The organism is Limnohabitans sp. TS-CS-82, assembly GCF_002943475.1.
In genome coordinates this window covers 169,400-193,239 of sequence record NZ_PTQX01000014.1, presented here as the reverse complement: position 1 = coordinate 193,239, position 23,840 = coordinate 169,400, and the positions used below count along the sequence as shown (strand labels likewise).

The following is a 23,840-nucleotide window of genomic DNA, read 5'->3' as shown; positions in this document are numbered from 1 at the left end:
AAATCTTCCTTGGAGCTCATCATGGCCACAGCAGCAAACAACCCATCGCTCATCCTGAACATCAGCGGCACGCAAAGCGTGTTTTTGAAGCGTGGAGAAAAAACTAGCGTCATCGCCAAAGCGGGTCAACGCTACCGCGTGGTCAAAGAGGGTGAAGAAGCGAAAGAAGCTGCGGCCAAAGACAGCGCAGCCCAAGCCGCCAAAGACGTGGCCGCCAGCCAACAAGGCCAAGACCTGTTGCTCAGCTACGCCGACGGCACGCAAGTGCTGTTGGTCAGTTTCTACGAAGCCTGTAAGGCCGAGCAATGCGCGGTTGACATGCCAGGTGCCAAGGGCACAGGCACCAGCGGAGGCTACGTCATCACCGGCGACAGCGCGGTGGGTGCCAGCTTGTCGGACGGCGGCAAGTTGGTTTATGCGTTTGGTGATACGCCTTCGATGGCTGCATTGACGCAAGGCGCCGAGCAAGCGCGAGGCTTCTCGCACCAAGACAGCTTGAGCACCTACATGCCACCTAGCGATGGCGGGTTTTGGACGCCCTTGAATGTGGCGTTTGGTGCTTTGGGAGTCTTGGGTGTTGCAACAGTTTTAAGTTCCAGCAAAACCGAGACTGTGCCTACGATCATTCGTGGCAACGTCGTGGCCGGACCTGTGGTGGCTGGCAACGGGTTAGAGGTCGTGGCCTACAAAGCTGACGGAACAGTGTTGGTGCAAGGACGCGTGGCGGCCGATGGCTCCTTCGAGCTCAACGTCCCCGGTGGTTACTTAGGGCCTGTGCTGGTGCGCGTGCATGACACGTTTGCCGGTTCAGACTACTTAGACGAAGCCACCAGTACCCTCAAAGACCTGACCATGGACTTGCGCGCTGCTACGGTGATCAGCGCACCAGGCATCGTGAAAATCAACATCAACCCGATCACCGAATTGGCGGTCCGTAAGCTGGCATTGGCCGGTGGTGACAACGCTAACTCTGAGATCGCGTTGGCAGGCTTGACTGCGCAGACGATTGTGTCGACCAACCAACAATTGGCCAAAGCCTTGGGTCTTCCAGACGGTCAAGACCTGGTCACGGGTCAAGCACCGGTGGCGGTGGTTGACGCACAGGGCCATCCCAATCCGGCAACCAACGACTACGGCCGTTTGTTGGCTGCTCTGTCTGGTGCCGAAGCGGCCAGTGGCAGCAATACCGTTTTTGACACTTTGGTGGCCAACCTCACCGACAACGGTTTGACAGCGCAAGCGGTAGATCTTTTGGTCAATGGCGCAGCGCAGGTAAGCACCACGCAATCGCTGGATTCGGACGTGAAGACCCTGCTCAATGGCGCTCTGTCTGCTCAGGAGGCGATGGTCTACACGCTTAGCAACTTTGACGGCACAGGTGACCAGCCCACCATCGCCAGCTACACCACAGCAGGTGTGACGGGCGTGACGACCGCCAATCTGCACGTGATTGACCAGGCCGTGGCCACCCTGAACGCCAGCAGTACCGATTCGACGGCTGAGTTGCAAGCGCTGGTAGATGCCTACTCGGCAGTGCTGGCCGTCGCCAGTACGGGCGGAGCGCTGACCCTTGGCAACTTCGATGCGTTGGGCATCAGCGGCGTGACCGAAGACAACTTGCAAGCTGTGCAAGACGCGTTAGCTGCCACCGCCGATGACGGCAGTGACGTGGACACCTTAGCCAAACTGCAAGCTGTGGTGGACACAGCCGTGGCACTGGCTTGGCTCAGCGCATACGACGGCACTGACACTGCGCCAACCAGCTTGGACTACACCGCTGCAGGTGTAACGGGCGTGACCGACTCAAACCTCGATGCCATCAACAGTGCGTTGGCGAACTTGCCTGCGAACGCCACGGGTACAGCCGCGCAACTGCAAACCGTGGTGAGTGCTTACAGCGCTGTGCTATCCGCAGCCGATGGCATTGCGGGTAACACGACCACCGCACCTACTGCCGCGCAGTACACAGCCTTGGGCGTGACCGGCCTGACGGGCAACACCGCCAGCGCGACAGCCAGCTTGCTGGGCAATTTGATCGACGGCCTGAGCAGCGCTGACGTGGACACGGTGGCCGAACTGCAAGCCTTGGCCAACGCCGCTTCTGCCGTGGTCGCCGCTGCATCGGGTGGCAGCGTCACGCTGGCTCAACTTCAAGCCTTGGGCATCATGGGCGTGACCGCTGACAACCTAGCTGCAGTGCAAACTGCACTTGCCGCAACGGCCGACGACGGTACGGGCGTGGACAGCCTGACAGAAATTCAAGCCTTGGTCACCCAAGCGCAAGCTGCATTCTTAGCCGCGCAAGCTGTGGCCGCGCTCAGTGCCTACGACGGCACCAACACAGCGCCGTCGCTGGCCAACTACACAGCGGCTGGTCTTGCGGGTGTGAGCAGCGCCAACTTGAGCGCGATCAACAGCGCGTTGGCTGCGTTGCCCGCGAACGCAACGGGCACAGTCGCGCAACTGCAAACCGTGGTCGATGCCTACACCGCCGTATTGGCGACGGCCGAAGGCACAGCCTCATCAGCGCCTACCGCCGCGCAATACGCCGCCTTGGGCGTGACCGGCCTGACGGGCAACACCGCCAGCGCTACAGCCAGCTTGCTTGGCAATTTGATCGATGGCCTGAGCAGCGCTGACGTGGACACGGTGGCCGAACTGCAAGCCTTGGCCAACGCCGCTTCTGCCGTGGTCGCTGCTGCATCGGGTGGCAGCGTCACGCTGGCTCAACTTCAAGCCTTGGGCATCACCGGCGTGACCGCTGACAACCTGGCTGCAGTGCAAACTGCACTGTCCGCAACCGCCGACGACGGTACGGGCGTGGACAGCCTGATAGAAATTCAGGCGCTGGTTGGCCAGGTACAAGCAGCGGTTACCGCTGTGCAAGCCCTAGCCACGCTGAGTGCCTATGACGGCAACACCGATGCGCCAACCAGCTTGGACTACACCGCTGCAGGTGTAACGGGCGTGACCGACTCAAACCTCGATGCCATCAACAGTGCGTTGGCGAACTTGCCTGCGAACGCCACGGGTACAGCCGCGCAACTGCAAATCGTGGTGAGTGCTTACAGCGCTGTGCTATCCGCAGCCGATGGCATTGCGGGTAACACGACCACCGCACCTACTGCCGCGCAGTACACAGCCTTGGGCGTGACCGGCCTGACGGGCAACACCGCCAGCGCGACAGCCAGCTTGCTGGGCAATTTGATCGACGGCCTGAGCAGCGCTGACGTGGACACGGTGGCCGAACTGCAAGCCTTGGCCAACGCCGCTTCTGCCGTGGTCGGCGCTGCATCGGGTGGCAGCGTCACGCTGGCTCAACTTCAAGCCTTGGGCATCATGGGCGTGACCGCTGACAACCTGGCTGCAGTGCAAACTGCACTGGCCGCAACGGCCGACGACGGTACGGGCGTGGACAGCCTGACAGAAATTCAAGCCCTGGTCACCCAAGCTGAGTCCGCCTTCGCTGCGGCACAAGCCTTGGCTGTGCTCAGTGGCTACGATGGCACCAATACCGCGCCAACCAGCTTGGACTACACCGCTGCAGGTGTAACGGGCGTGACCGACTCAAACCTCGATGCCATCAACAGTGCGTTGGCGAACTTGCCTGCGAACGCCACGGGTACAGCCGCGCAACTGCAAATCGTGGTGAGTGCTTACAGCGCTGTGCTATCCGCAGCCTATGGCATTGCTGGTAACACGACCACCGCACCTACTGCCGCGCAGTACACAGCCTTGGGCGTGACCGGCCTGACGGGCAACACCGCCAGCGCGACAGCCAGCTTGCTGGGCAATTTGATCGACGGCCTGAGCAGCACTGACGTGGACACGGTGGCCGAACTGCAAGCCTTGGCCAACGCCGCTTCTGCCGTGGTCGGCGCTGCATCGGGTGGCAGCGTCACGCTGGCTCAACTTCAAGCCTTGGGCATCTCTGGCGTGACCGCCGACAACCTGCCCACCGTGCAAGCTCTGCTGGCTGCCACCTACGACGACGGCACAGGTGTGGACACACTGTCTGAAATCCAAACCCTGGTGAACACAGCTGCCGCCGTCTTCACCCTCAGCAACTACAGCGGCACCAACACCGAACCTGATGCTGCCGACTACGCGGCCGCAGGTATCACCGGCGTGATCGCTGGCAACTTGAGCGCCATCAACAGCGCGTTGGCGGCTTTGCCCGCGAACGCCACGGGCACAGCCGCGCAACTGCAAACCGTGGTCGACGCCTACACCGCCGTCCTGGCTGCAGCCAATGGCACCTCCACCACGGCACCCACTGCCGCGCAATTCATCGCCTTAGGTGTCACAGTTTCGGGTGCTAACAACGCTGCCATCACTTCAGCAGCATCGCTTTTGAGCAGCCTGATCGGTGAGCTTGCGTCTGCCGACGTCGACACCGTGGCCGAGCTGCAAGCCTTGGCCAATGCCGCTGCCGCCGTGGTGGCCGCAGCAGCGGGGGGCACCATCACGTTAGCCCAGCTGCAAGCACTGGGCATCGATGTCACCCATGCCGACATCACGGCCGTTCAAACGGCTTTGGCAGCCACTGCCGACGATGGATCGGGCGTGTCCAGCTTGAGCGCCTTACAGACCCTGGTGGGCAATTGCCAGGCGTCCAACAGCGGCGCTTTGAACACCATCAGCAACTACAACGGCACCACTAACGCACCTTCTGCGGCCGATTACACCAACGCCTTTGTGACGGGCGTGAACGCCAACAACCTTGACGCCATCAACAGCGCCGTGGCCGGTCTGCCCAACGCCGACAAAGACAGCGCAGCCGAGCTGCAAAGCGTGGTCGATGCTTACACCGCTGTGTTGGCTGCAGCCGATGGTGTGGCTGGCAACACCACCACCGCACCCAACGCGGCCCAATACACCGCCTTGGGCGTGACCGGCCTGACCGGCAGCACCGCCAACGCCACAGCCAGCTTGCTGGGCAATCTGATCGACGGCCTGACCTCCGCCGACGTGGACACCGTGGCCGAACTGCAAACGCTCGCCAACGCAGCTGCAGCCGTGGTGTCTGCAGCTTCAGGTTCGCCCATTAGCTTGGCCCAACTCAAAGCGCTGGGCATCACTGGCGTCACCGCCGACAACCTGGCTACTGTGCAAGCCATGCTGGCTGCGACCGCAGACGACGGCACCGGCGTGGACAGCTTGGCCGAAATCCAGACCTTGGCCAACAAAGCCGCAGCTGTTTTCACACTCAGCAACTACACAGGCAGCAACACAGAACCTGAAGCTGCCGACTACGTCGCCGCAGGTGTGACCGGCGTCAGCAGTACCAACCTCAGTGCCATCAACGATGCACTGGCCGCCTTGTCTGCCAGCGCCACTGGCACCCCTGCCGCCTTGCAAACCGTGGTCGACGCTTACGCCGCTGTGCTGGCCTTTGCAGACGGCACATCCACCACAGTGCCCTCCGCCTCGCAATACACCGCCTTGGGTGTGACGGGCATGAGCGGCAACAGCGCCACTGCCACAGCCAATTTGTTGGGCAACCTGATCGGCAGCCTGAGCCGTGCCGACGTGAACACGGTGGCAGAAATTCAAGCCCTTGCCAACGCCGCCGCTGCCGTCGTGGCAGCCGCATCGGGCACAGCCATCAGCTTGGTCCAACTTCAAGCTCTGGGCATTACTGGCGTCACCGCCAACAATTTGGCCACGGTGCAAGCCGCGCTCGCTGCCACGGCCGATGATGGCTCAGGCCTTGACACACTGTCCGAACTCCAAGCGCTGGTCACCCCAGCGGTGGCGGTCTTCACCCTCAGCACTTACACCGGGGGCATCCCTTCCCCTACTGCAGCTGACTATGCAGCGGCTGGTGTGACCGGCGTGTCCGACATCAACGTGAGCGCCATCAACAACGCACTGGCCGTTTTGCCGGTTAGCACTACCGGTACCAGCCACGATCTGCAAACCGTAGTCGATGCCTATAGCGCTGTGTTCTCTGCTGCCGCAGGCGGCAGCGTCACACAAGCGCAGCTGCAAGCGCTGGGCATCACTGGCGTGAGCGCAGACAACCTCGCCATCGTGCAAGCCCTGTTGTCGGCCACGGCCGACGACGGCTCAGGTGTCGACAGCCTGACCGAGGTTCAAGCCCTCGTCACCCAAGCTGCTGCTGTCTTCACACTGAGCGGTTACACCGGGGCCAACAACGCGCCCACCACCGCCGACTACGCCGCCGCCGGCGTGACCGGTGTGAACTCTGCCAACCTCAGCGCCATCAACAGCGCTTTGGCCGAATTGCCAGCCAGCGCCACCGGCACAATTGCCGACCTGCAAACCGTGGTCGATGCTTACACCGCCGTGTTCGCTGCAGCCGCCGGTGGTCGTGTTTCTTTGGCTCAACTGAGCGCACTGGGCGTCACAGGCATCACGGCTGACAACATCGGCACTGTGCAAGCCTTGTTGGATGCCACCGCCGATGACGGCTCGGGTGTCGACACGCTGTCCGAACTGCAAGCGCTTGTGGCTAAAGCCGAAGCCCTTTACACACTGGGCCAATTCGACGGCACCAACACCGCCCCGGTTTTGGCCAGCTTCACAGCAGCAGGCGTTACCGGCGTGAGCAGTACCAACCTGAGCGCCATCAACAGCGCACTGGCCAACTTGCCCGCCAGCGCCAGCGCCACCGTCACAAGCGCCGAGCTGCAAACCGTGGTTGACGCTTACGCTGCTGTTCTGGCCGCAGCCGATGGCGTTGCTGGCAACGCCACCACCACACCCACCGCCGCGCAATACAGCGCTTTGGGCTTGACCGGCCTGACGGGTTTGACGGGCACCAGCGCCAACGCCACAGCCGCTTTGCTGGGCCAACTGATCGACGGCCTGAGCGCAGCCGACGTGGACACCGTGGCCGAACTGCAAGCCTTGGCCAACGCAGCAAGTGCCGTGGTGGCCGCTGCTTCTGGCGCAACCATCAGCTTGGCGCAACTTCAAACGCTGGGCATCACCGGCGTCACCACAGACAACCTGGCCACGGTACAAGCGCTGCTGGCCGCCACCGCCGACGACGGCACCGGCGTGGACAGCCTCGCCGAGATCCAGATCCTGGTGAACCAGGCCGCCGCCGTTTTCACGTTGAGCAGCTACACCGGCACCAACACCGAACCGCAAGCCGCCGACTACACCGCCGCAGGCGTGAGCGGCGTCACCGCCGCCAACCTGGTCGCCATCAACAGCGCTCTGGCCGCCTTGCCCGCCACCGCCACCGGCAGTGTGGCTGCATTGCAAAGCGTTGCTGACGCCTACAACGCTGTGCTTTCTGCGGCCAATGGCACCTCCACCACCGCCCCCACACCGGCGCAACTGGCCACATTGGGCGTGAATGTGCCCGGTGCCAGTACCGCCGTGGCCGCCTCGGCCACGGCGCTGCTGTGCAGCCTGATCGGCGGGCTGCAAGCGGCTGACGTCGACACCGTGGCCGAGCTGCAAGCCCTGGCCAATGCGGCCGCCGCAGTGGTGGCCGCAGCAGCGGGGGGCAGCATCACGCTGGCCCAGTTGCAAGCCTTGGGCATCAACGCCGCCAACGTGGACATCACCACCGTCAACACAGCTTTGGCAGCTACAGCCGACGACGGCGCTGGCGTGGCCAGCTTGAGCGCCTTGCAAACCTTGGTCAACAACTGCGTGGATAGCAGTGGTGGACCATTGGCCAGAATTACCAATTACACAGGTATCACCGATGCGCCTTCGGTCGCCAACTACGCCACTGCCGGCGTGACGGGGGTCACCGACAGCAACATCAAGGCCATCAACAGCGTGGTGGCAGGCCTGCCCACCGCCAGCAAAGACAGCGCGTCTGAACTGCAAACGCTGGTCGATGCCTACGCCGCCATCTCGGCGACGGCAGACGGCACTGCCGGCAATGCCACCAACCTGCCCACGGCTGCGCAATACACCGCCCTGGGCGTGACCGGTCTGAGTGGCAACACTGCCAACGCCACCGCAGCTTTGCTGGGCAATTTGATCGACGGCCTGACCCAGGCTGACGTGGACACCGTGGCCGAATTGCAGGCCCTGGCCGACGCAGCAAGGTCGGTGGTCGCTGCTGCCTCTGGCACACCCATCACGCTGGACCCACTCAAAGCACTGGGCATCATCGGCCTGACCGCTGATAACCTGGTCACCGTGCAAGCCTTGCTGGCCGCCACAGCCGACGACGGCACAGGCGTGGACACCTTGTCCGAAATCCAGACCCTGGTGAACAAAGCCGCAGCACTTTTCACACTGAGCAGCTACAACGGCACCAACACCGAACCCCAAACGGGCGACTACACAACAGCAGGCGTGACCGGCGTATCTGACGCCAACGTGAGCGCCATCAACAGCGCACTGGCGGGCCTGGACACCACCGCCACCGACAGCACCGCCGATGTGCAAGCTGTGGTCGATGCCTATGCCGCTGTGCTGGCCGCAGCCGACGGCACATCCGCCATGAGCCAAGCCCTGCCCACCGCCGCGCAATACACCGCTTTGGGCGTGACCGGCCTGACCGGCACCACAGCCAACGCCACAGCTGCCTTGCTGGGCAACCGCATCGACAGCTTGTCGAGCGCCGACGTGGACACCGTGGCCGAACTGCAAGCCCTGGCCAACGCGGCAGCTGCCGTGGTGTCTGCCGCATCGGGTGGCAGTATCACATTGGCCCAGGTCCAAGCCCTGGGCATCACCGGCGTGACCGCCGACAACCTGGCCACCGTGCAAGCTGCATTGGCCGCGACGAACGATGACGGAACCGGCCTCGACACGCTGGCCGAAATCCAGACCCTGGTCACCCAAGCGGCGGCTGTCTACACCCTCAGCGCCTACACCGGCACCAACACCGTACCCAAAACGGGCGACTACACAGCCGCCGGTGTGACCGGCGTATCCGACGCCAACGTGAGCGCCATCAACAGCGCACTGGCCGCCTTGCCCGCCAGCGCCACCGACAGCGTGGCTGAATTGCAAACAGTGGTCGATGCGTATGTGGCCGTGCTGGCCGCTGCCGATCGCGAGCCGGGCAACTTGGGCGCAGCAGCACCCACCCTGGCTCAATACAACGTGCTGGGCATCACGGGCATGTCTACCCAGGGCAGCGCCAAGGCATCGCTGCTCAACGACGTCATCGATCGTCGCGCTGCCACTGATGTGGACACCGTGGCCGGAATCCAGTGGCTCGCCAATATCACCAACGCATTGGTCGATGACGCTTCAAGCGCAACGCCTGCGCTCAACAAGACCCAAGTGGATACCCTGGGCAGAATCGTCGGAGGCATCACCAAAGAAAATCTGTCCATTTTCAACAAAGTGGTCACAGCCACGGCCGACAACGGCTCGGGCGTTGACACCCTGGTGGAGGTCCAAAACCTCGTGCAGGTGGCGGTGGAACTCAAAAAATTGAGTGTTTACAGCGGCACCGTACGCGCCCCCAGTTTGGCCACTTACCAGGCTGCAGGCGTGACGGGCGTCACGGAAGGCAACCTCAGCGCCATCAACACCGTCATCGCTCATCTGCCATCGACCGGAACAGATGAAGCCACCGAAGTGCAAATCGCGGTCGACGCCTACAGCGCCGTGCTGGCCGCTGCCGACGGTACAGCGGGCAACGCCACAGGGGTCATCACCGCATCGCAATACGACGCGTTGGGTGTGATCGGCATGGGCACTTCAGCGGCCCGTCGCAGCCTGATGAGCAGCGTGGTCGATGCACGCCAAGCCACCGATGTGGACACCGTGGCCGAGTTGCAAGCCCTGGGCACAGCGGTGACGGCGGTCATCACTGCCGCTGCGGGCACAACCACCGATGTCACCCTGGCAGGCTTGCAAAGCCTGGGCATCACCGGCGTCACTTCGGCCAACCTGGCCGCAGTTCAAACCGCGCTGGCGGCCTCACCCGATGACGGCAGCGGCGTGGACACACTGACCAAGCTTCAAGCCTTGGTCACGGGTGTGGTGCAACAAGCCAACAACAGCAACGCCAACCCGTCTATCCCGACGCCGGTGGCGCTGTCCGACATCGCCGCAGGCGTGGGCGGCTTTGTGATCAATGGGCAAGGCGCGACGGACGGCAATGGCTACAGCGTCAGCGCAGCGGGCGATGTGAACGGCGATGGGCTGGCCGATGTGATCGTGGGTGCCCCTTACGCTAACGAACGTGTTGGCCGCAGCTACGTGGTGTTTGGCACAACCGCAGGCACGACTATCGACCTGTCGGCAGTGGCCGCTGGCACAGGGGGCTTTGTCATCAACGGGCAGAGCGTGTCAGGCCAAGCTGCGGAAAGCGGGAAAAGCGTCAGCGCGGCGGGCGATGTGAACGGCGACGGTTTGGCCGACCTGATCGTGGGGGCTAACGGCGTCAATTACAGCGCCGGCAGCAGCTACGTGGTGTACGGCAAGACCTCCGGTCTGGCGATTGATCTGTCGACCGTCGATGGCGGTTCGGGTGGTTTTGTACTGCATGGGCAGAACGTGACAGACAAAAGTGGCTACAGCGTGAGTGCCGCGGGCGATGTGAACGGCGATGGCTTGGCCGACCTGATCGTGGGGGCTTACTACGCGAACGTCTTTGGAGGCCGGAGCTACGTGGTGTTTGGCAAGACCACAGGCACGGGCATGGACCTGTCGGCGGTGGCGGGCGGCGCAGGCGGCTTTGTGATCAACGGCGACAGCTCGTCCTATTTCAGCGGATACAGCGTGAGCGCAGCGGGCGATGTGAACGGCGACGGCCTGGCCGACCTGATCGTGGGGGCTAAGAACGCGAACAGCGGTGGAGGCCGGAGCTACGTGGTGTTTGGCAAGACCACAGGCACGGGCATGGACCTGTCGGCGGTGGCGGGCGGCGCAGGCGGCTTTGTGATCAACAGCGACAGCAGCACGGCGGAAAACAGCGGCTACAGCGTGAGCGCAGCGGGTGATGTGAACGGCGACGGCCTGGCCGACCTGATCGTGGGGGCTCCATACTCGAACGACGGTGGAGGCCGCAGTTATGTGGTGTTTGGCAAGACCACAGGCACGGTCATGGACCTGTCTGCTGTGGCGGGCGGCGTAGGGGGCTTTGTGATCAACGGCGACAGCTCGTCCTATTTCAGCGGCAATAGCGTGAGCGCAGCAGGCGATGTGAACGGCGACGGCCTGGCCGACCTGATCGTGGGGGCTCCGAACGCGAACGGCAATAGTGGCCGCAGCTACGTGGTGTTTGGCAAGACCACAGGCACGGGCATGGACCTGTCGGCGGTGGCGAGCGGCGCAGGCGGCTTTGTGATCAACGGAGACAGCCCGTTGTCTTTCAGCGGCAATAGCGTGAGCGCAGCAGGCGATGTGAACGGCGATGGTCTGGCCGATTTGATTGTGGGGGCCTACAACGCCATAGGCGGTTCTGGCCGCAGCTACGTCATCTTTGGCAACACCACCGGTGCCTTTGGCCAAACTGCCGTGGACTGGATGGGCACAGCAGGCGACGACACGCATGCCGACAACGGCACAGCCAGCACGCTGGCCGCCGGTGCGGGCAACGACACGCTCACGGCCACAGCGGGCAGCATTTTGTTGGGTGGTGCGGGTAACGACAACTTCAACATCAACGCGGCCATGATCACGGCCTTGCAGTCGCCTTTGGGCAGCGGTGGCAACACCGCGCAGCTGGCCCGCATCGACGGCGGCAGCGGCATCGACACCGTGGCCTTGAGTGGCACCGGCCTCACGTTGGACCTGACGCAAGTGGCCAACCAGGCCGCTGCCAACCCCGATGGCGGCAGCCGCATCGACAGCGCGGAAACCATCGACCTGACCGGCACGGGCAACAACTCCCTGACGCTGGCGGCGCGCGACGTGGTTGACATGGCGGGTATGAATACATTCAACAGCAGCAACGGCTGGACCAGCCTGGGCGCCACTGTGCAAGCCCACCAACTGCTGGTCAAAGGCGATGCGGGCGATGTGCTCAATGCCCAAGGCACTTGGTACAACGACGGCACCGTCTCCCAGGGCGGGCAGACTTACCAGATCTACAACGCCATCGACTCGGCAGCGCAAATGCTGGTGGACACCGACATCACGCGCAACGTGACGGTGACCCCTCGCATTTATCCGGTGAACTTGTCGGACATTGCTGCGGGCGTGGGTGGCTTTGTCATCAATGGCGACAGCAGCACGTCGACATACAGCGGCTACAGCGTGAGCGCAGCGGGCGATGTGAACGGCGACGGCCTGGCCGACCTGATCGTGGGGGCTCCGAACGCGAACAGCAGTCGAGGTCGCAGCTACGTGGTGTTTGGCAAGACCACAGGCACGGGCTTGAACCTGTCGGCGGTGGCGGGCGGCGCGGGCGGCTTTGTGATCAACGGCGACAGTACGTCGACATCCAGCGGCTACAGCGTGAGCGCCGCGGGCGACGTGAACGGCGACGGCCTGGCCGACCTGATCGTGGGGGCTTACCGAGCGAACAGCGGTGGAGGCCGCAGCTACGTGGTGTTTGGCAAGACCACAGGCACGGGCATGGACCTGTCGGCGGTGGCGGGCGGGGCAGGCGGCTTTGTGATCAGCGGCGACAGCAGCACGGCGGAAAACAGCGGCTACAGCGTGAGCGCCGCGGGCGACGTGAACGGCGACGGCCTGGCCGACCTGATCGTGGGGGCTTACGGCGCGAACAGCGGTGGAGGCCGAAGCTACGTGGTGTTTGGCAAGACCACAGCCACGGGCATGAACCTGTCGGCGGTGGCGGGCGGCGCAGGCGGCTTTGTGATCAACGGCGACAACTCGTCGATATACAGCGGCGCCAGCGTGAGCGCAGCGGGCGATGTGAACGGCGACGGCCTGGCCGACCTGATCGTGGGGGCTTACGGCGCGAACAGCGGTGGAGGCCGAAGCTACGTGGTGTTTGGCAAGACCACAGGCACGGGCTTGAACCTGTCGGCGGTGGCGGGCGGCGCGGGCGGCTTTGTGATCAACGGCGACAGTACGTCGACATCCAGCGGCTACAGCGTGAGCGCCGCGGGCGACGTGAACGGCGACGGCCTGGCCGACCTGATCGTGGGGGCTCCGGATGCGAACAGCGGTGGAGGCCGCAGCTACGTGGTGTTTGGCAAGACCACAGGTACGGGCATGGACCTGTCGGCTGTGGCGGGCGGCGCGGGGGGCTTTGTAATCAACGGCGACAGTACGTCGACATCCAGCGGCTGGAGCGTGAGTGCTGCGGGTGATGTGAACGGCGACGGTCTGGCCGACCTGATCGTGGGGGCTTACCGAGCGAACAGCGGTGGAGGCCGCAGCTACGTGGTGTTTGGCAAGACCACAGGCACGGGTATGGACCTGTCGGCGGTGGCGGGCGGCGCAGGCGGCTTTGTAATCAACGGCGACAGTACGTCGACATCCAGCGGCTGGAGCGTGAGCGCCGCGGGTGATGTGAACGGCGACGGCCTGGCCGACTTGATCGTGGGGACCCCGGACGCGAATAGCAACGGAGGCCGCAGCTACGTCATCTTCGGTAACACCACGGGCGCGTTCAACTCATCGGCAGTCGATTGGGTGGGCACAGCGGGTACCGATAGCCGCAGCGACAACGGCACAGCCAGCACGCTGGCCGCCGGTGCGGGCAACGACACACTCACCGCCACAGCTGCGAGCAGCTTGCTCGGCGGCGCGGGCAACGACACGTTCATCATCAATGCGACCATGGTCACGGCCTTGCAGTCGCCCTTGGGCAGCGGTGGCAACATCAGCCAGTTAGCGCGCATCGACGGCGGCACCGGGCAGGACACCATTGCCCTTGACGCTGCAGGCTTGAATCTGGTGCTGGGTCAAATCGCCAACAAGACCGATGGCGTGAACCAGACCGATGGCCGCATCAACAGCGTGGAGCGCATCGACATCACGGGAACAGGCGCCAACATTCTGAACGTCACGGCCAGCGATGTGCGTGACATGGCGGGCATGAACAGCATCAACACCACCACAGGCAGCGGTTGGAGCGATGGCACTTACACCCTGGGCGCAGCGGTGAGCCGCCACCAGTTGGTGATCGACGGCAACACAGGCGACATGGCCCGCCTGACCGACAGCGGTTGGACCTTGATGGGCACAGCGCTCAAGGGCACGGCCACTTACAAGGTTTACAACAGCGCCAGTGGCTTAGCCCAGGTGCTGGTGGCCAATGCGGTGACGGTGGTCAACTCTTCAGAAATCAACGTCTTCAGCATGAGCGGCTTGGCCGGCAACACAGGCGGCTTCATCATCAACGGTCAAGCCGCAGGTGACGAAGCGGGCTTCAGCGTGGCCAGCGCGGGCGACGTGAACGGAGACGGCCTGGTCGACATGATCATTGGCGCACACAAAGCAGACGCAAACGGCAACAACGATGCCGGCCGCAGCTACGTGGTGTTTGGCACCACCAGCAAAGCAGCCATCAACCTGAGTGCCCTTGCGGCCACAGCAGGCGGCACTGGCGGCTTTGTGATCAACGGCCAAGGCGGTGCTGACGAAAGCGGTTACAGCGTGTCTGCCGCCGGTGACGTGAACGGCGACGGCCTGGCCGACTTGATCGTGGGTGCACCGCTGTCCGACGGCAATGGCAACGATGCTGGCCGCACCTATGTGGTGTTTGGCAAAACCAACACCACGCCCATCAACCTGAGCGCGGTGGCGGGCAACACGGGTGGCTTTGCGATAGCAGGCCCAGCAGGCTATGACCAATCGGGCTACTCGGTGGCGTCGGCGGGTGATGTGAACGGTGATGGCCTGGCCGACCTGATCGTGGGCGTGCCGATGGCGGACGGGTCATCCACCAACAGTTCAACCAACGATGCGGGCCGCGCCTATGTGGTGTTTGGCAAAACCACGGCCGGTTTGGTGAGTCTGAGTGCACTGGGTACCGGTGGTTTTGCCATCAACAACATGCATGGGTTTGACTATGTTGGCAACAGCGTGGCCAGCGCAGGCGACGTGAACGGCGACGGTCTGGCCGATGTGCTCATCTCTGCCAAGTGTGCCGATGCCAACGGCAACAACGACGCAGGGCAGACCTTTGTCATCTATGGCCAAACCGGTAACGCAGCCATCACCCTGTCGGCCTTGGGCTCCTCGGGTTATGTCATCAACGGCCAAGATGCTTATGACGAAAGCGGCACCAACGTGGCCAATGCGGGCGACGTCAACGGTGATGGTCTGAGCGACCTGATCATCGGCGCGCCGCACCCCACGGGCACGGTGAACGCTGGCCGCAGCTATGTGGTGTTTGGTCAGACCGGCACGCCAAGTGCCATCAACCTGAGTGCTGTGGCTGGCGGTACGGGTGGCTTTGTGATCGTGGGTCAGCAGAATTCTGACCGGGCTGGTTACAGCGTGGCCAGCGCGGGTGACTTCAACGGCGACGGCCTGGCCGACCTGATCATCGGCGCGCCGCTGGTGGACGCTCAGCCCGGCACCAACAATGCCAACGACGCGGGCCGCAGCTATGTGGTGTTTGGCCAAACTGGCACCGCGCCGATCAACCTCAGCGCGGTGGCCGCAGGGCGGGGCGGTTTTGTCTTGTCCGGTGTGACCGGTGCTGACCAAGTGGGCTACAGCGTGGCCAACGCGGGCGACATCAATGGCGACGGCCTGACCGACCTGATCGTGGGCGCGCAAGGTGTGGACGCCAATGGCAACGACGCCGGTCGCGCCTATGTGATTTTGGGCAACAGCCAGGGCGCTTTGCTCAAAATGCAGCCCGACCAGTTGGGCACCTCTGCTGCCGACACCCTGACGGCTACAGCCGCCAGCGTCCTCTACGGCGGTGCAGGCAACGACCGCTTTGTGCTGGGCACAGACATGCTGACCGCACTCGAAAGCCCCATGGGCAGCGGTGGCAACACCACCCAACTGGCGCGCATTGACGGCGGCGTTGGCGTGGACACCCTGGCCCTGAACGGCAGCGGCCAGCACCTGGACTTGGCGCGAATCGCCAACACCTTGGGTAGCAGCCGCTTGAACAGTATTGAGGTTGTGGACCTGACCGGCACCGGCAACAACATGATCACGCCCACCGTGGCCGACGTGGTGGCCATGAACGGTGTGAACGTGTTCAACACCGGCAATGGCTGGACGGGCACGGGCCTGAGTGCCAGCGTGATGCGCCACCAACTGCGCATCGATGGCAACAGTGGTGACAGTGGTGACAGTGTGAACCTGCCCAGTGGCTGGACCAACACCAACACCACCGCAACCTTGGCGGGACAGACCTACAACCTGTACCAATCCACGAACGGCCAAGCCCAGTTGCTGGTACAAAGCACCGTGACTGTGGCCCCCGATGTGGCACCCACCCTCAGCAGCGTGGCTTTGACCGCCTCCAGTGGGCCGCAGCAAGCGGGCTTCCTCAAGGCGGGTGCCACAGTCACCGCCACGGTGAGCTTCAGCGAAGACCTGGTGGTCAACACCAGCGCGGGCAGTCCCACCTTGGCGCTGGACGTGGGCGGCACCACAGTGCAAGCCACTTACGTGGGCATGAGCGGCAAGCAGATCAGCTTCACCACCACCATCGCTGCCGGGCAGGCAGACGCAGACGGCATTGCGCTGGCGGCCAACGGCTTGTCGCTCAACGGTGCGGTGATCTCTGACACTACGGGCAACGCGGCCAGCGCGCTGGGCTACAGCGCCGTGGCCGACAACAGCAGCTACAAGGTCGACGCCTTGGCGTCCACCCCCAACGCCACGGCCAACGCCGGTGTGCTGGTGGCACCCACCAACGCCGAAGCATTCGCCACGGTGGAGTACCGCATCAAAACCTTGGCTGGCACCTTTGGCAGCTGGAGCAGCACCTTTGCCCAGCCCGCCACCAACGGCACGGCCGATGGCCGCTACCAAGTGGAAGTGCGCCAGACCGATGCGGCCGGCAACGTGTCCGCAGTGCAGGCCCTGACGCTGGATGTGGGGCGGTTTTACCTGCCCATTGATCTGTCCGATATTTCGGCCGGCGTGGGCGGCTTTGTGATCAACGGCGACAGCACTTCGTTATTCAGCGGCATTAGCGTGAGTGCAGCAGGCGATGTGAACGGCGACGGCCTGGCCGACCTGATCGTGGGGGCTTGGGGCGCGAACAGCTATGGAGGCCGCAGCTACGTGGTGTTTGGCAAGACCACAGGCACGGGCATGGACCTTTCGGCGGTGGCAGGCGGCACAGGCGGCTTTGTGATCAACGGCGACATCACGTCGACATACAGCGGCTTGAGCGTGTCCAGCGCGGGCGATGTGAACGGCGACGGCCTGGCCGACCTGATCGTGGGGGCTACCGCCGCGAACAGCAATGGAGGCCGCAGCTACGTGGTATTTGGCAAGACCACGGGTACGGGCATAGCCCTGTCCGACCTTTCCCCGCCGGCGGGGCCGGTGGGGCCGGCGGGCGGCGCTGGCGGCTTTGTGATCAACGGCGACTACTCGTCTTATCGCAGCGGCAACAGCGTGAGCGCAGCGGGTGATGTGAACGGCGACGGCCTGGCCGACCTGATCGTTGGGGCTAACGCCGCGAACAGCACGAACGGCCGCAGCTACGTGGTGTTTGGCAAGACCACGGGTGCGGGCATGGACCTGTCGGCGGTGGCGGGCGGCGCAGGCGGCTTTGTGATCAACGGCGACAGCTCGTCGTCAAACAGCGGCAACAGCGTGAGCGCAGCGGGCGATGTGAACGGCGACGGCCTGGCCGACCTGATTGTGGGGGCTTTAACCGCGAACGGCTATGCAGGCCGCAGCTACGTGGTGTTTGGCAAGACCACAGGCATGCCCATGGATCTGTCGGCCGTGGCGGGCGGCACGGGCGGCTTTGTGATCAACGGCGACAGCTCGTCGGCATACAGCGGCTCCAGCGTGAGCGCAGCGGGCGATGTGAACGGCGACGGCCTGGCCGACCTGATCGTGGGGGCTCCGAACGCGAACAGCGGTGGAGGTCGCAGCTACGTGGTGTTTGGCAAGACCACAGGCACGGGCATTGACCTGTCGGCGGTGGCGGGCGGCGCAGGCGGCTTTGTGATCAACGGCGACAGTTCGTCGACAAAAAGCGGCTACAGCGTGAGCGCAGCAGGCGACGTGAACGGCGACGGCCTGGCCGATGTGATCGTGGGGGCTTGGAACGCGAACAGCGGTGGTGGGCGCAGCTACGTGGTGTTTGGCAAGACCACAGGCACGGGCATGGACCTGTCGGCGGTGGCGAGCGGCGCAGGCGGCTTTGTGATCAATGGCGACAGCTCGTCGGCAAACAGCGGCTGGAGCGTGAGCGCAGCGGGCGATGTCAACGGCGATGGCTTGGCCGACTTGATCGTGGGGGCTAAGGCCGCAAACAGCGATGGAGGCCGCAGCTACGTCATCTTTGGCAATACCAGCGGTGCGTTCAACTCATCGGCAGTCGATTGGGTGGGCACAGCCGGTGACGACACGCATGCTGACAACGGCACAGCCAGCACCCTGGCCGCCGGGGCGGGCAACGACACGCTGACCGCCACCGCCGCCAGCGTGCTGTATGGCGGCGCGGGCAATGACACGTTCAACATCAATGACACCATGATCGGGGCCTTGCTCCGCCCCATGGGCAGCGGTGGCAACACCACGCAGCTGGCGCGCATCGACGGCGGCGGCGGGCTCGATACCATCGTCTTGAACGTCAGTGGTCTCACGATCGACCTGACCCGCGTGGCCAACCAGGCCGCCAGCAACCCCGACGGCGGCAGCCGCATCGACAGCATCGAAAAGATCGACATCACCGGCAGCGGCGACAACACGCTGGTGCTGCAGCTGCGCGATGTGCTCGACATGGGCTCTGCCAACCTGTTCCAGACCACCGGCCGCCAGCAGTTGCTGGTCAAAGGCAATGCGGGCGACACGGTGGACCTGGCCGATGGTTCGGGCACCACAGGCTGGACGCATACGGCGACCAACGCGACGATCGATTCGCTCAGCTACGAGGTGTGGAACCACGACACCAGCAAGGCCACGCTGTACATCCAGACGGGTGTGGTGGTGGGTTAAAGGGGATGGCGGAACCTTCGACCAAGCCTTCCATCTACTACGCCTGCACGCTGCCCGTGCGTGCAGGCGGGCAGTTGGTGAATTTTCAGCATGTGGCCAGCTTGCGCCGTCTAGGCTGGCGAGCGTTTGCGTGGCTGCAAGAGGGCTCGCCGATTGAGTGGCCGTCGCAGCCGTTTCCGGTGCCCATGGTGCAAAGCGGCCCCCACCACAAGTGGACGGCGCACGATGTGTTGGTTTTGCCCGAGGTGTGGTCTGACAGCGGTTGGCAGGGCATGCGCGAGCAGGGCTGCCAGCTGGTGATGCACAACCAAAACCCGTTTTACACGTTCAGAGGCTTGCCCAACTTGGACGCGCTGAATGCTTTTCCATTGGCGGGTGCACTGTGTTGCAGCGCCTTCACGCGCGACACTTTGCAGGCTTGGGGTTCGACCACCGACTGGCAGGTGGTGCAGCCCATGGTGCTGCCGCATTTTGAGCAAGCGCTGGCCCGTGTAGGTGGCCTGTCGGCCAAGAGGCAGCAAATTGCGTTCATGCCGCGCAAGCGCCCGAACGAGGCCAAGCAGCTGCAACAGTGGTTTGCCGCGCTGTGCCCGCAGTGGGCCCATGTGCCGTGGGTCGAGGTGGACGGCATGAGCCGCCCGCAGGTGGCGCAAACGCTGGCTGAGTCGCTGGTGTTTGTGAGCTTGAGCAAAGACGAAGGCCTGGGGCTGCCGCCGCTGGAGGCCATGGCCGCAGGCTGTTTGGTGGCGGGCTTCACAGGCGGTGGCGGGCAAGAGTACGCCACGCCTGACAACGGCCTGTGGGCGGGTGAGGCGCAGCTGCCCGAGCTGGCTTTGGCCATAGCCAGTTTGCTGGCCATGGATGCGCCGAAGCAAGCGGCGCGTGTGCAAGCGGGGCAAGCCACAGCGGCCTTGTTTGACGCGGCGAATTTTGATGCGCAGCTGAACGCAGCTTGGCACCAGCTGTTGGGTGACAAGGCAGCGACTTACCGGAGTGGCGCATGAGCGGTTTGCAATTCCCAAAACCCGTGGGCCATTGGCTGCAGGTGGATGTGCCGGGCCCCGCACGGTTTTGGATGGACAGCTGCACAGGCCGTGACCAAGTGGCCTTGTCGGCATGGGCCGACGGCTGGTCCGCCTACGAAGCACCCTTGCCCAGCCTGTTGGCGCGTTGGTGCGCCGCCCTGAACCCCGTGGTGGTGGATGTGGGGGCGAACACGGGTTTTTACAGCCTGCTGGCCTTGGCCACGGGGGCCGCGCATGTGCATTCGTTTGAGCCGGTGCGCGAGATTGCCGATGTGCTGCGAGCCAATGCGCAGATGTCGGAGCTGACGGCGCAGTTGGATGTGTACGAGATGGCTTTGGGCGAAGCGCAGGCCATGCTGGATTTCCATTTTCCGGATGCGTCGCATGGGTTGATGGAAACCTCGGCTTCGCTGAACAAAGCTTTTCGCACCCGCCATGCAGGTTCGCGGCAGGTGCCCGTGCAGCGGCTGGACGCGGTGCTGAGCGATGACGTGCTGTGGCGAGGTGTGACGCCCAATGCGCCGGTGCTGGTGAAGATCGATGTGGAGACGCACGAGCCTGCCGTGCTGAAAGGTGCGTCGGGGTGGTGGCAAACCGTTCGGCCTGCCTTGGTGTGCGAGGTGCTGCCCGGCTGCGATACCCAGTTTTTTGAAAACTTTGCCCAAGTGCATGACTATGTGCATTACGCGCTGGGCAGCAATGGCGGGGTGGATAAGTTGGTGAGCCGTGTTGAGGCGACCGAGCGCGTGACGCCCAGCGAGACCCACCGCGACCATTTGTTTTTGCCCAGATCAGACGCCGCGCGTTGGCTGGCACCCTTGGATATGAAATGAAAAAGAAGAAATCAGCCCGTGTGAATGGTGCGACTGACGGTAACAGCGCCAATGCGCTGATGATCACCCGTTTCAACGCCGGTAACGCAGCGTGGCGTTCTCAAAACTGGGCGGGCGCTTTGGCTGAGTACGAGGCAGCTTTGGCCTTGGAGCCCACTTTTGAATTGGCCTTGCTAGGCCGCGCCCGAGCCTTGGTGCGCTTGGGCCAATGGATGCCCGCACGCGAGGCCTTTGCCAGCTTGCTGCGCGCCCACCCGCAGCAGTTCAGCGGTTGGCTAGAAGCGGGCCACCTGTGCCGCCAAATGGGTGAGTTGCAACAAGCGGCGGCGGCGTATCAACGTGCGATGGATGCCGCGCCCGAGCGCTACGAAGCGCCACTGGCCATGGCGCGGGTGCTGCACCAGCTGGACCAAAAGACATTGGCCGCACAAGCGTTTGAACAAGCGATGTCTTTGGCTGGCACCGTGCAAGCCAATGGAACGTCTGACCTGCCCGCCGAGGTGTCGCACCGCATGGGGCAATACCTGCTGGAGCTTGGCGACAACGCTGCCGCTGCTCAGGTGTTGCGCGTGGCGTTGCAGAGTCTGCTGGGTCAAGCGCAAAACAAAATGCAAGAAGGCCACGACAGCATGCCACTGGTGGTTAATCAAATGGCCGAGGTGCAAATAGACTTGGGCGAAGCACTGTTACGCCTAGGCCAAACCCCCGCTGGCTTGCAGGTGATGACTGAAGCGTCGGCCGCCACCCAAGAGCCCACGCTGGCCCGTTTGGCCGCTATGTCCTTCAGACACAACCTGTGGCAAGAGGCTTTGATGGTGCTGCGCAAGTGCGTACAGCTTTATCCGCAAAGCGCCACCGCCCGCTGGAACTTAGCGCACTTGCTGGCCGAGAGTTGGCAGATGGACGAGGCCTTGCTGGTGTTGCAAGAAGCCGAGGCGTTGGGGCCTATGCCCGGTGCCAAGAGCATGCGCGCCTCCATTGCCGGTCGCCAAGGCGATGCTGACACGGCGCTGCACTTGTACCGCGAGTTGGCGGCTGAACCCGATGCACCTAAAAACTTGGCGTCCAGCTCGGCCATGTCTTCGCTCTACAGCGATCAGTTGACGGCGCAAGAAGTGGCGGACTTGCACCGCGAGTTGTTTGCACCGCTGGGGCAGGGTGCGCGTGCGCGTGGGAGTTTTGTGAGGGCACCGCTGGACGGTCGTCGCATCAAGCTCGGCATTGTGAGTGCGGATTTTCACCACCAGCACCCGGTGAATATCTTCATGCAGCCGGTGCTGCGCGAGCTGGACCGCAGCCGCTTTGAGGTGTTTTTGTATTTCACGGGTGTGAGCTACGACGAGCAAACACGTTTGGCCCAACAACGCATTGAGCACTGGGTGGAAGCCACCACGCTGAATGACACGCAACTGGCCAAGCGCATCGATGCCGATGGCATTGACCTGCTGCTCGACTTAGCAGGCCACACCGGCCAGCAACGCATGAGCTTGTTTGCCAAACGCGTGGCACCTGTACAGGCCACGTATTTGGGCTACCCCGGCTCCACCGGTGTGCCCAACATGGACTGGGTGATTGGCGACGAGGTGGTCACGCCCGCGGGTAGCGAGAGCTTGTGTTCCGAGCGCATTGCGCGTTTGCCAGGCACGGTGTTTTGCTTTGCCCCCGAGGTGGATTACCCGTATCCGGCTTTCACAGACGACGTGGCCAAGCGGCCTTTGACCTTTGGCTCGTTCAACAACGTGCCCAAACTGACCCCGCGCACCTTGCGTTTGTGGGCGCAGATTTTGAAGGCGGTGCCTGATTCACGTTTGTTGCTCAAGGCACCGAGTTTTTCTGACGGCGGCGCAGTGCGTTTGTTTGGCGAGCGGCTGCAAAAGCTGGGCGTCGATTTGGCCCGCATCGAGTTTCGTGGCCCCACGGGCCTGACCGACATGATGGCCGAGTACGCCGACATGGACATTGCCCTCGACCCCGTGCCCTACAACGGCGGCACCACCAGCCTGCAAGCCATGTGGATGGGCGTGCCGGTGGTGACGCAGGCGGGTCACAACTTTGTGTCGCGCATGGGCGCGAGCTTCATGACCGCAGCAGGCCTGCCCGAGTGGGTGGCCGATGACGACGAAGGCTATGTGCGTGTTGCGGTGCAGATGGCGCAAGACCGGGCTGCTTTATTGGCGCTGAAACGTGGCTTGCGCGAACGGCTTAAAGCACGGCGTGGCTGGGATGTGGTGGCGCACACGCGGGCGATGGAGGCGGCGTTTGAGGGGATGGTGAGTTAGCCCTTGCGCCCCACGCTGGCTGGGTTTCAGTTTGGAATCAGAGTTCGTCGCCCAGTTCGGGCAATTGCGCTGGGACTGTGGCCAGAGCAGCGTTGAATTTGGTTCGGCTAGATCGGTTGGCGCGTTCGTTCAGGTACGTTTCAGTTGCTAGGGCCGAGACTTTCTCTGCCACAGCACTGGCAATGAACTGGTTCATAGATATGTGGTCTTGGCTGGCTATAGCCTTGGCCATGCTGTGCAGTGAATCGGGTAGGCGAATGCTGATGGTGCTCATGGTGTGTTCTCCAGTTTTTGCATGAACTGACGGGGGGTCATCACTTGAATGCCAAAGGGGCTGGCTTTTTTGAAATCTGCCACATTCCAAGTCACGATAATCGCTTGCGACTTCACGGCCAATTCCAGCAAAAAGTCATCGTCTGGGTCTTTGAGGATGGGGCGCCAAAGATAAAAAATCCGATGGTGTTCGCTTTCCGCACATATGAAATCGATGACATCGTCAATTTGCGCATCACTCAAGGCCAACTGCCCGCGCTTGAGAACTGCCTCGTATTCGGCGATCAAGGGGGCAGACACTTGGAGCGAAAAGCGTGATTCTCCAACCAGACTCAAAAGGCGGAATGAGACCCCTAGTCTTGATCGCAACGCGCTAAAAAGCACATTCGTGTCAAAAATAATGCGGGGTAATTCAGTCATTTTGGTATCGTATGTGATGCCAAAATATTTGT

The 23,840-nt window shown here is 63.1% G+C and carries 6 protein-coding genes; 4 read left to right on the top strand and 2 right to left on the bottom strand.

Annotated features, from left to right (window positions below; translation table 11 throughout):
• Positions 1 to 21: 21 nt before the first annotated feature.
• From C5F52_RS23250 to C5F52_RS23235, 4 genes are read left to right on the top strand one after another with little or no spacing between them, the layout of a single operon-like run.
• Entirely contained in the window at positions 22 to 18,978 is an 18,957-nt protein-coding gene (locus C5F52_RS23250) for an FG-GAP-like repeat-containing protein (protein ID WP_146100146.1), read from the top strand.
• Positions 18,979 to 18,983: 5 nt separating this feature from the next.
• Positions 18,984 to 19,982 (top strand): glycosyltransferase, encoded by a 999-nt coding sequence (locus C5F52_RS23245; protein WP_104800728.1) that lies wholly within the window; start codon positions 18,984 to 18,986, stop codon positions 19,980 to 19,982.
• Positions 19,979 to 20,836 (top strand): FkbM family methyltransferase, encoded by an 858-nt coding sequence (locus C5F52_RS23240; protein ID WP_104800727.1) that lies wholly within the window; start codon positions 19,979 to 19,981, stop codon positions 20,834 to 20,836. The genes C5F52_RS23245 and C5F52_RS23240 overlap by 4 nt, the downstream gene beginning before the upstream one ends.
• Positions 20,833 to 23,115, top strand: a complete 2,283-nt coding sequence (locus C5F52_RS23235) for a tetratricopeptide repeat protein (protein WP_104800726.1) — start codon at positions 20,833 to 20,835, stop codon at positions 23,113 to 23,115. Before C5F52_RS23240 ends, C5F52_RS23235 begins: the two co-directional genes overlap by 4 nt.
• Before the next feature lie 37 nt (positions 23,116 to 23,152).
• On the opposite strand, the gene C5F52_RS23230 is transcribed toward C5F52_RS23235, so the two are convergent.
• Both C5F52_RS23230 and C5F52_RS23225 read right to left on the bottom strand, forming a co-directional pair.
• Positions 23,153 to 23,389 (bottom strand): DUF6290 family protein, encoded by a 237-nt coding sequence (locus C5F52_RS23230; protein ID WP_104800725.1) that lies wholly within the window; start codon positions 23,387 to 23,389, stop codon positions 23,153 to 23,155.
• Complete coding sequence (locus tag C5F52_RS23225; protein WP_104800724.1) at positions 23,386 to 23,808, bottom strand: putative toxin-antitoxin system toxin component, PIN family; 423 nt, start codon at positions 23,806 to 23,808, stop codon at positions 23,386 to 23,388. Before C5F52_RS23225 ends, C5F52_RS23230 begins: the two co-directional genes overlap by 4 nt.
• Between the last annotated feature and the right edge of the window lie 32 nt (positions 23,809 to 23,840).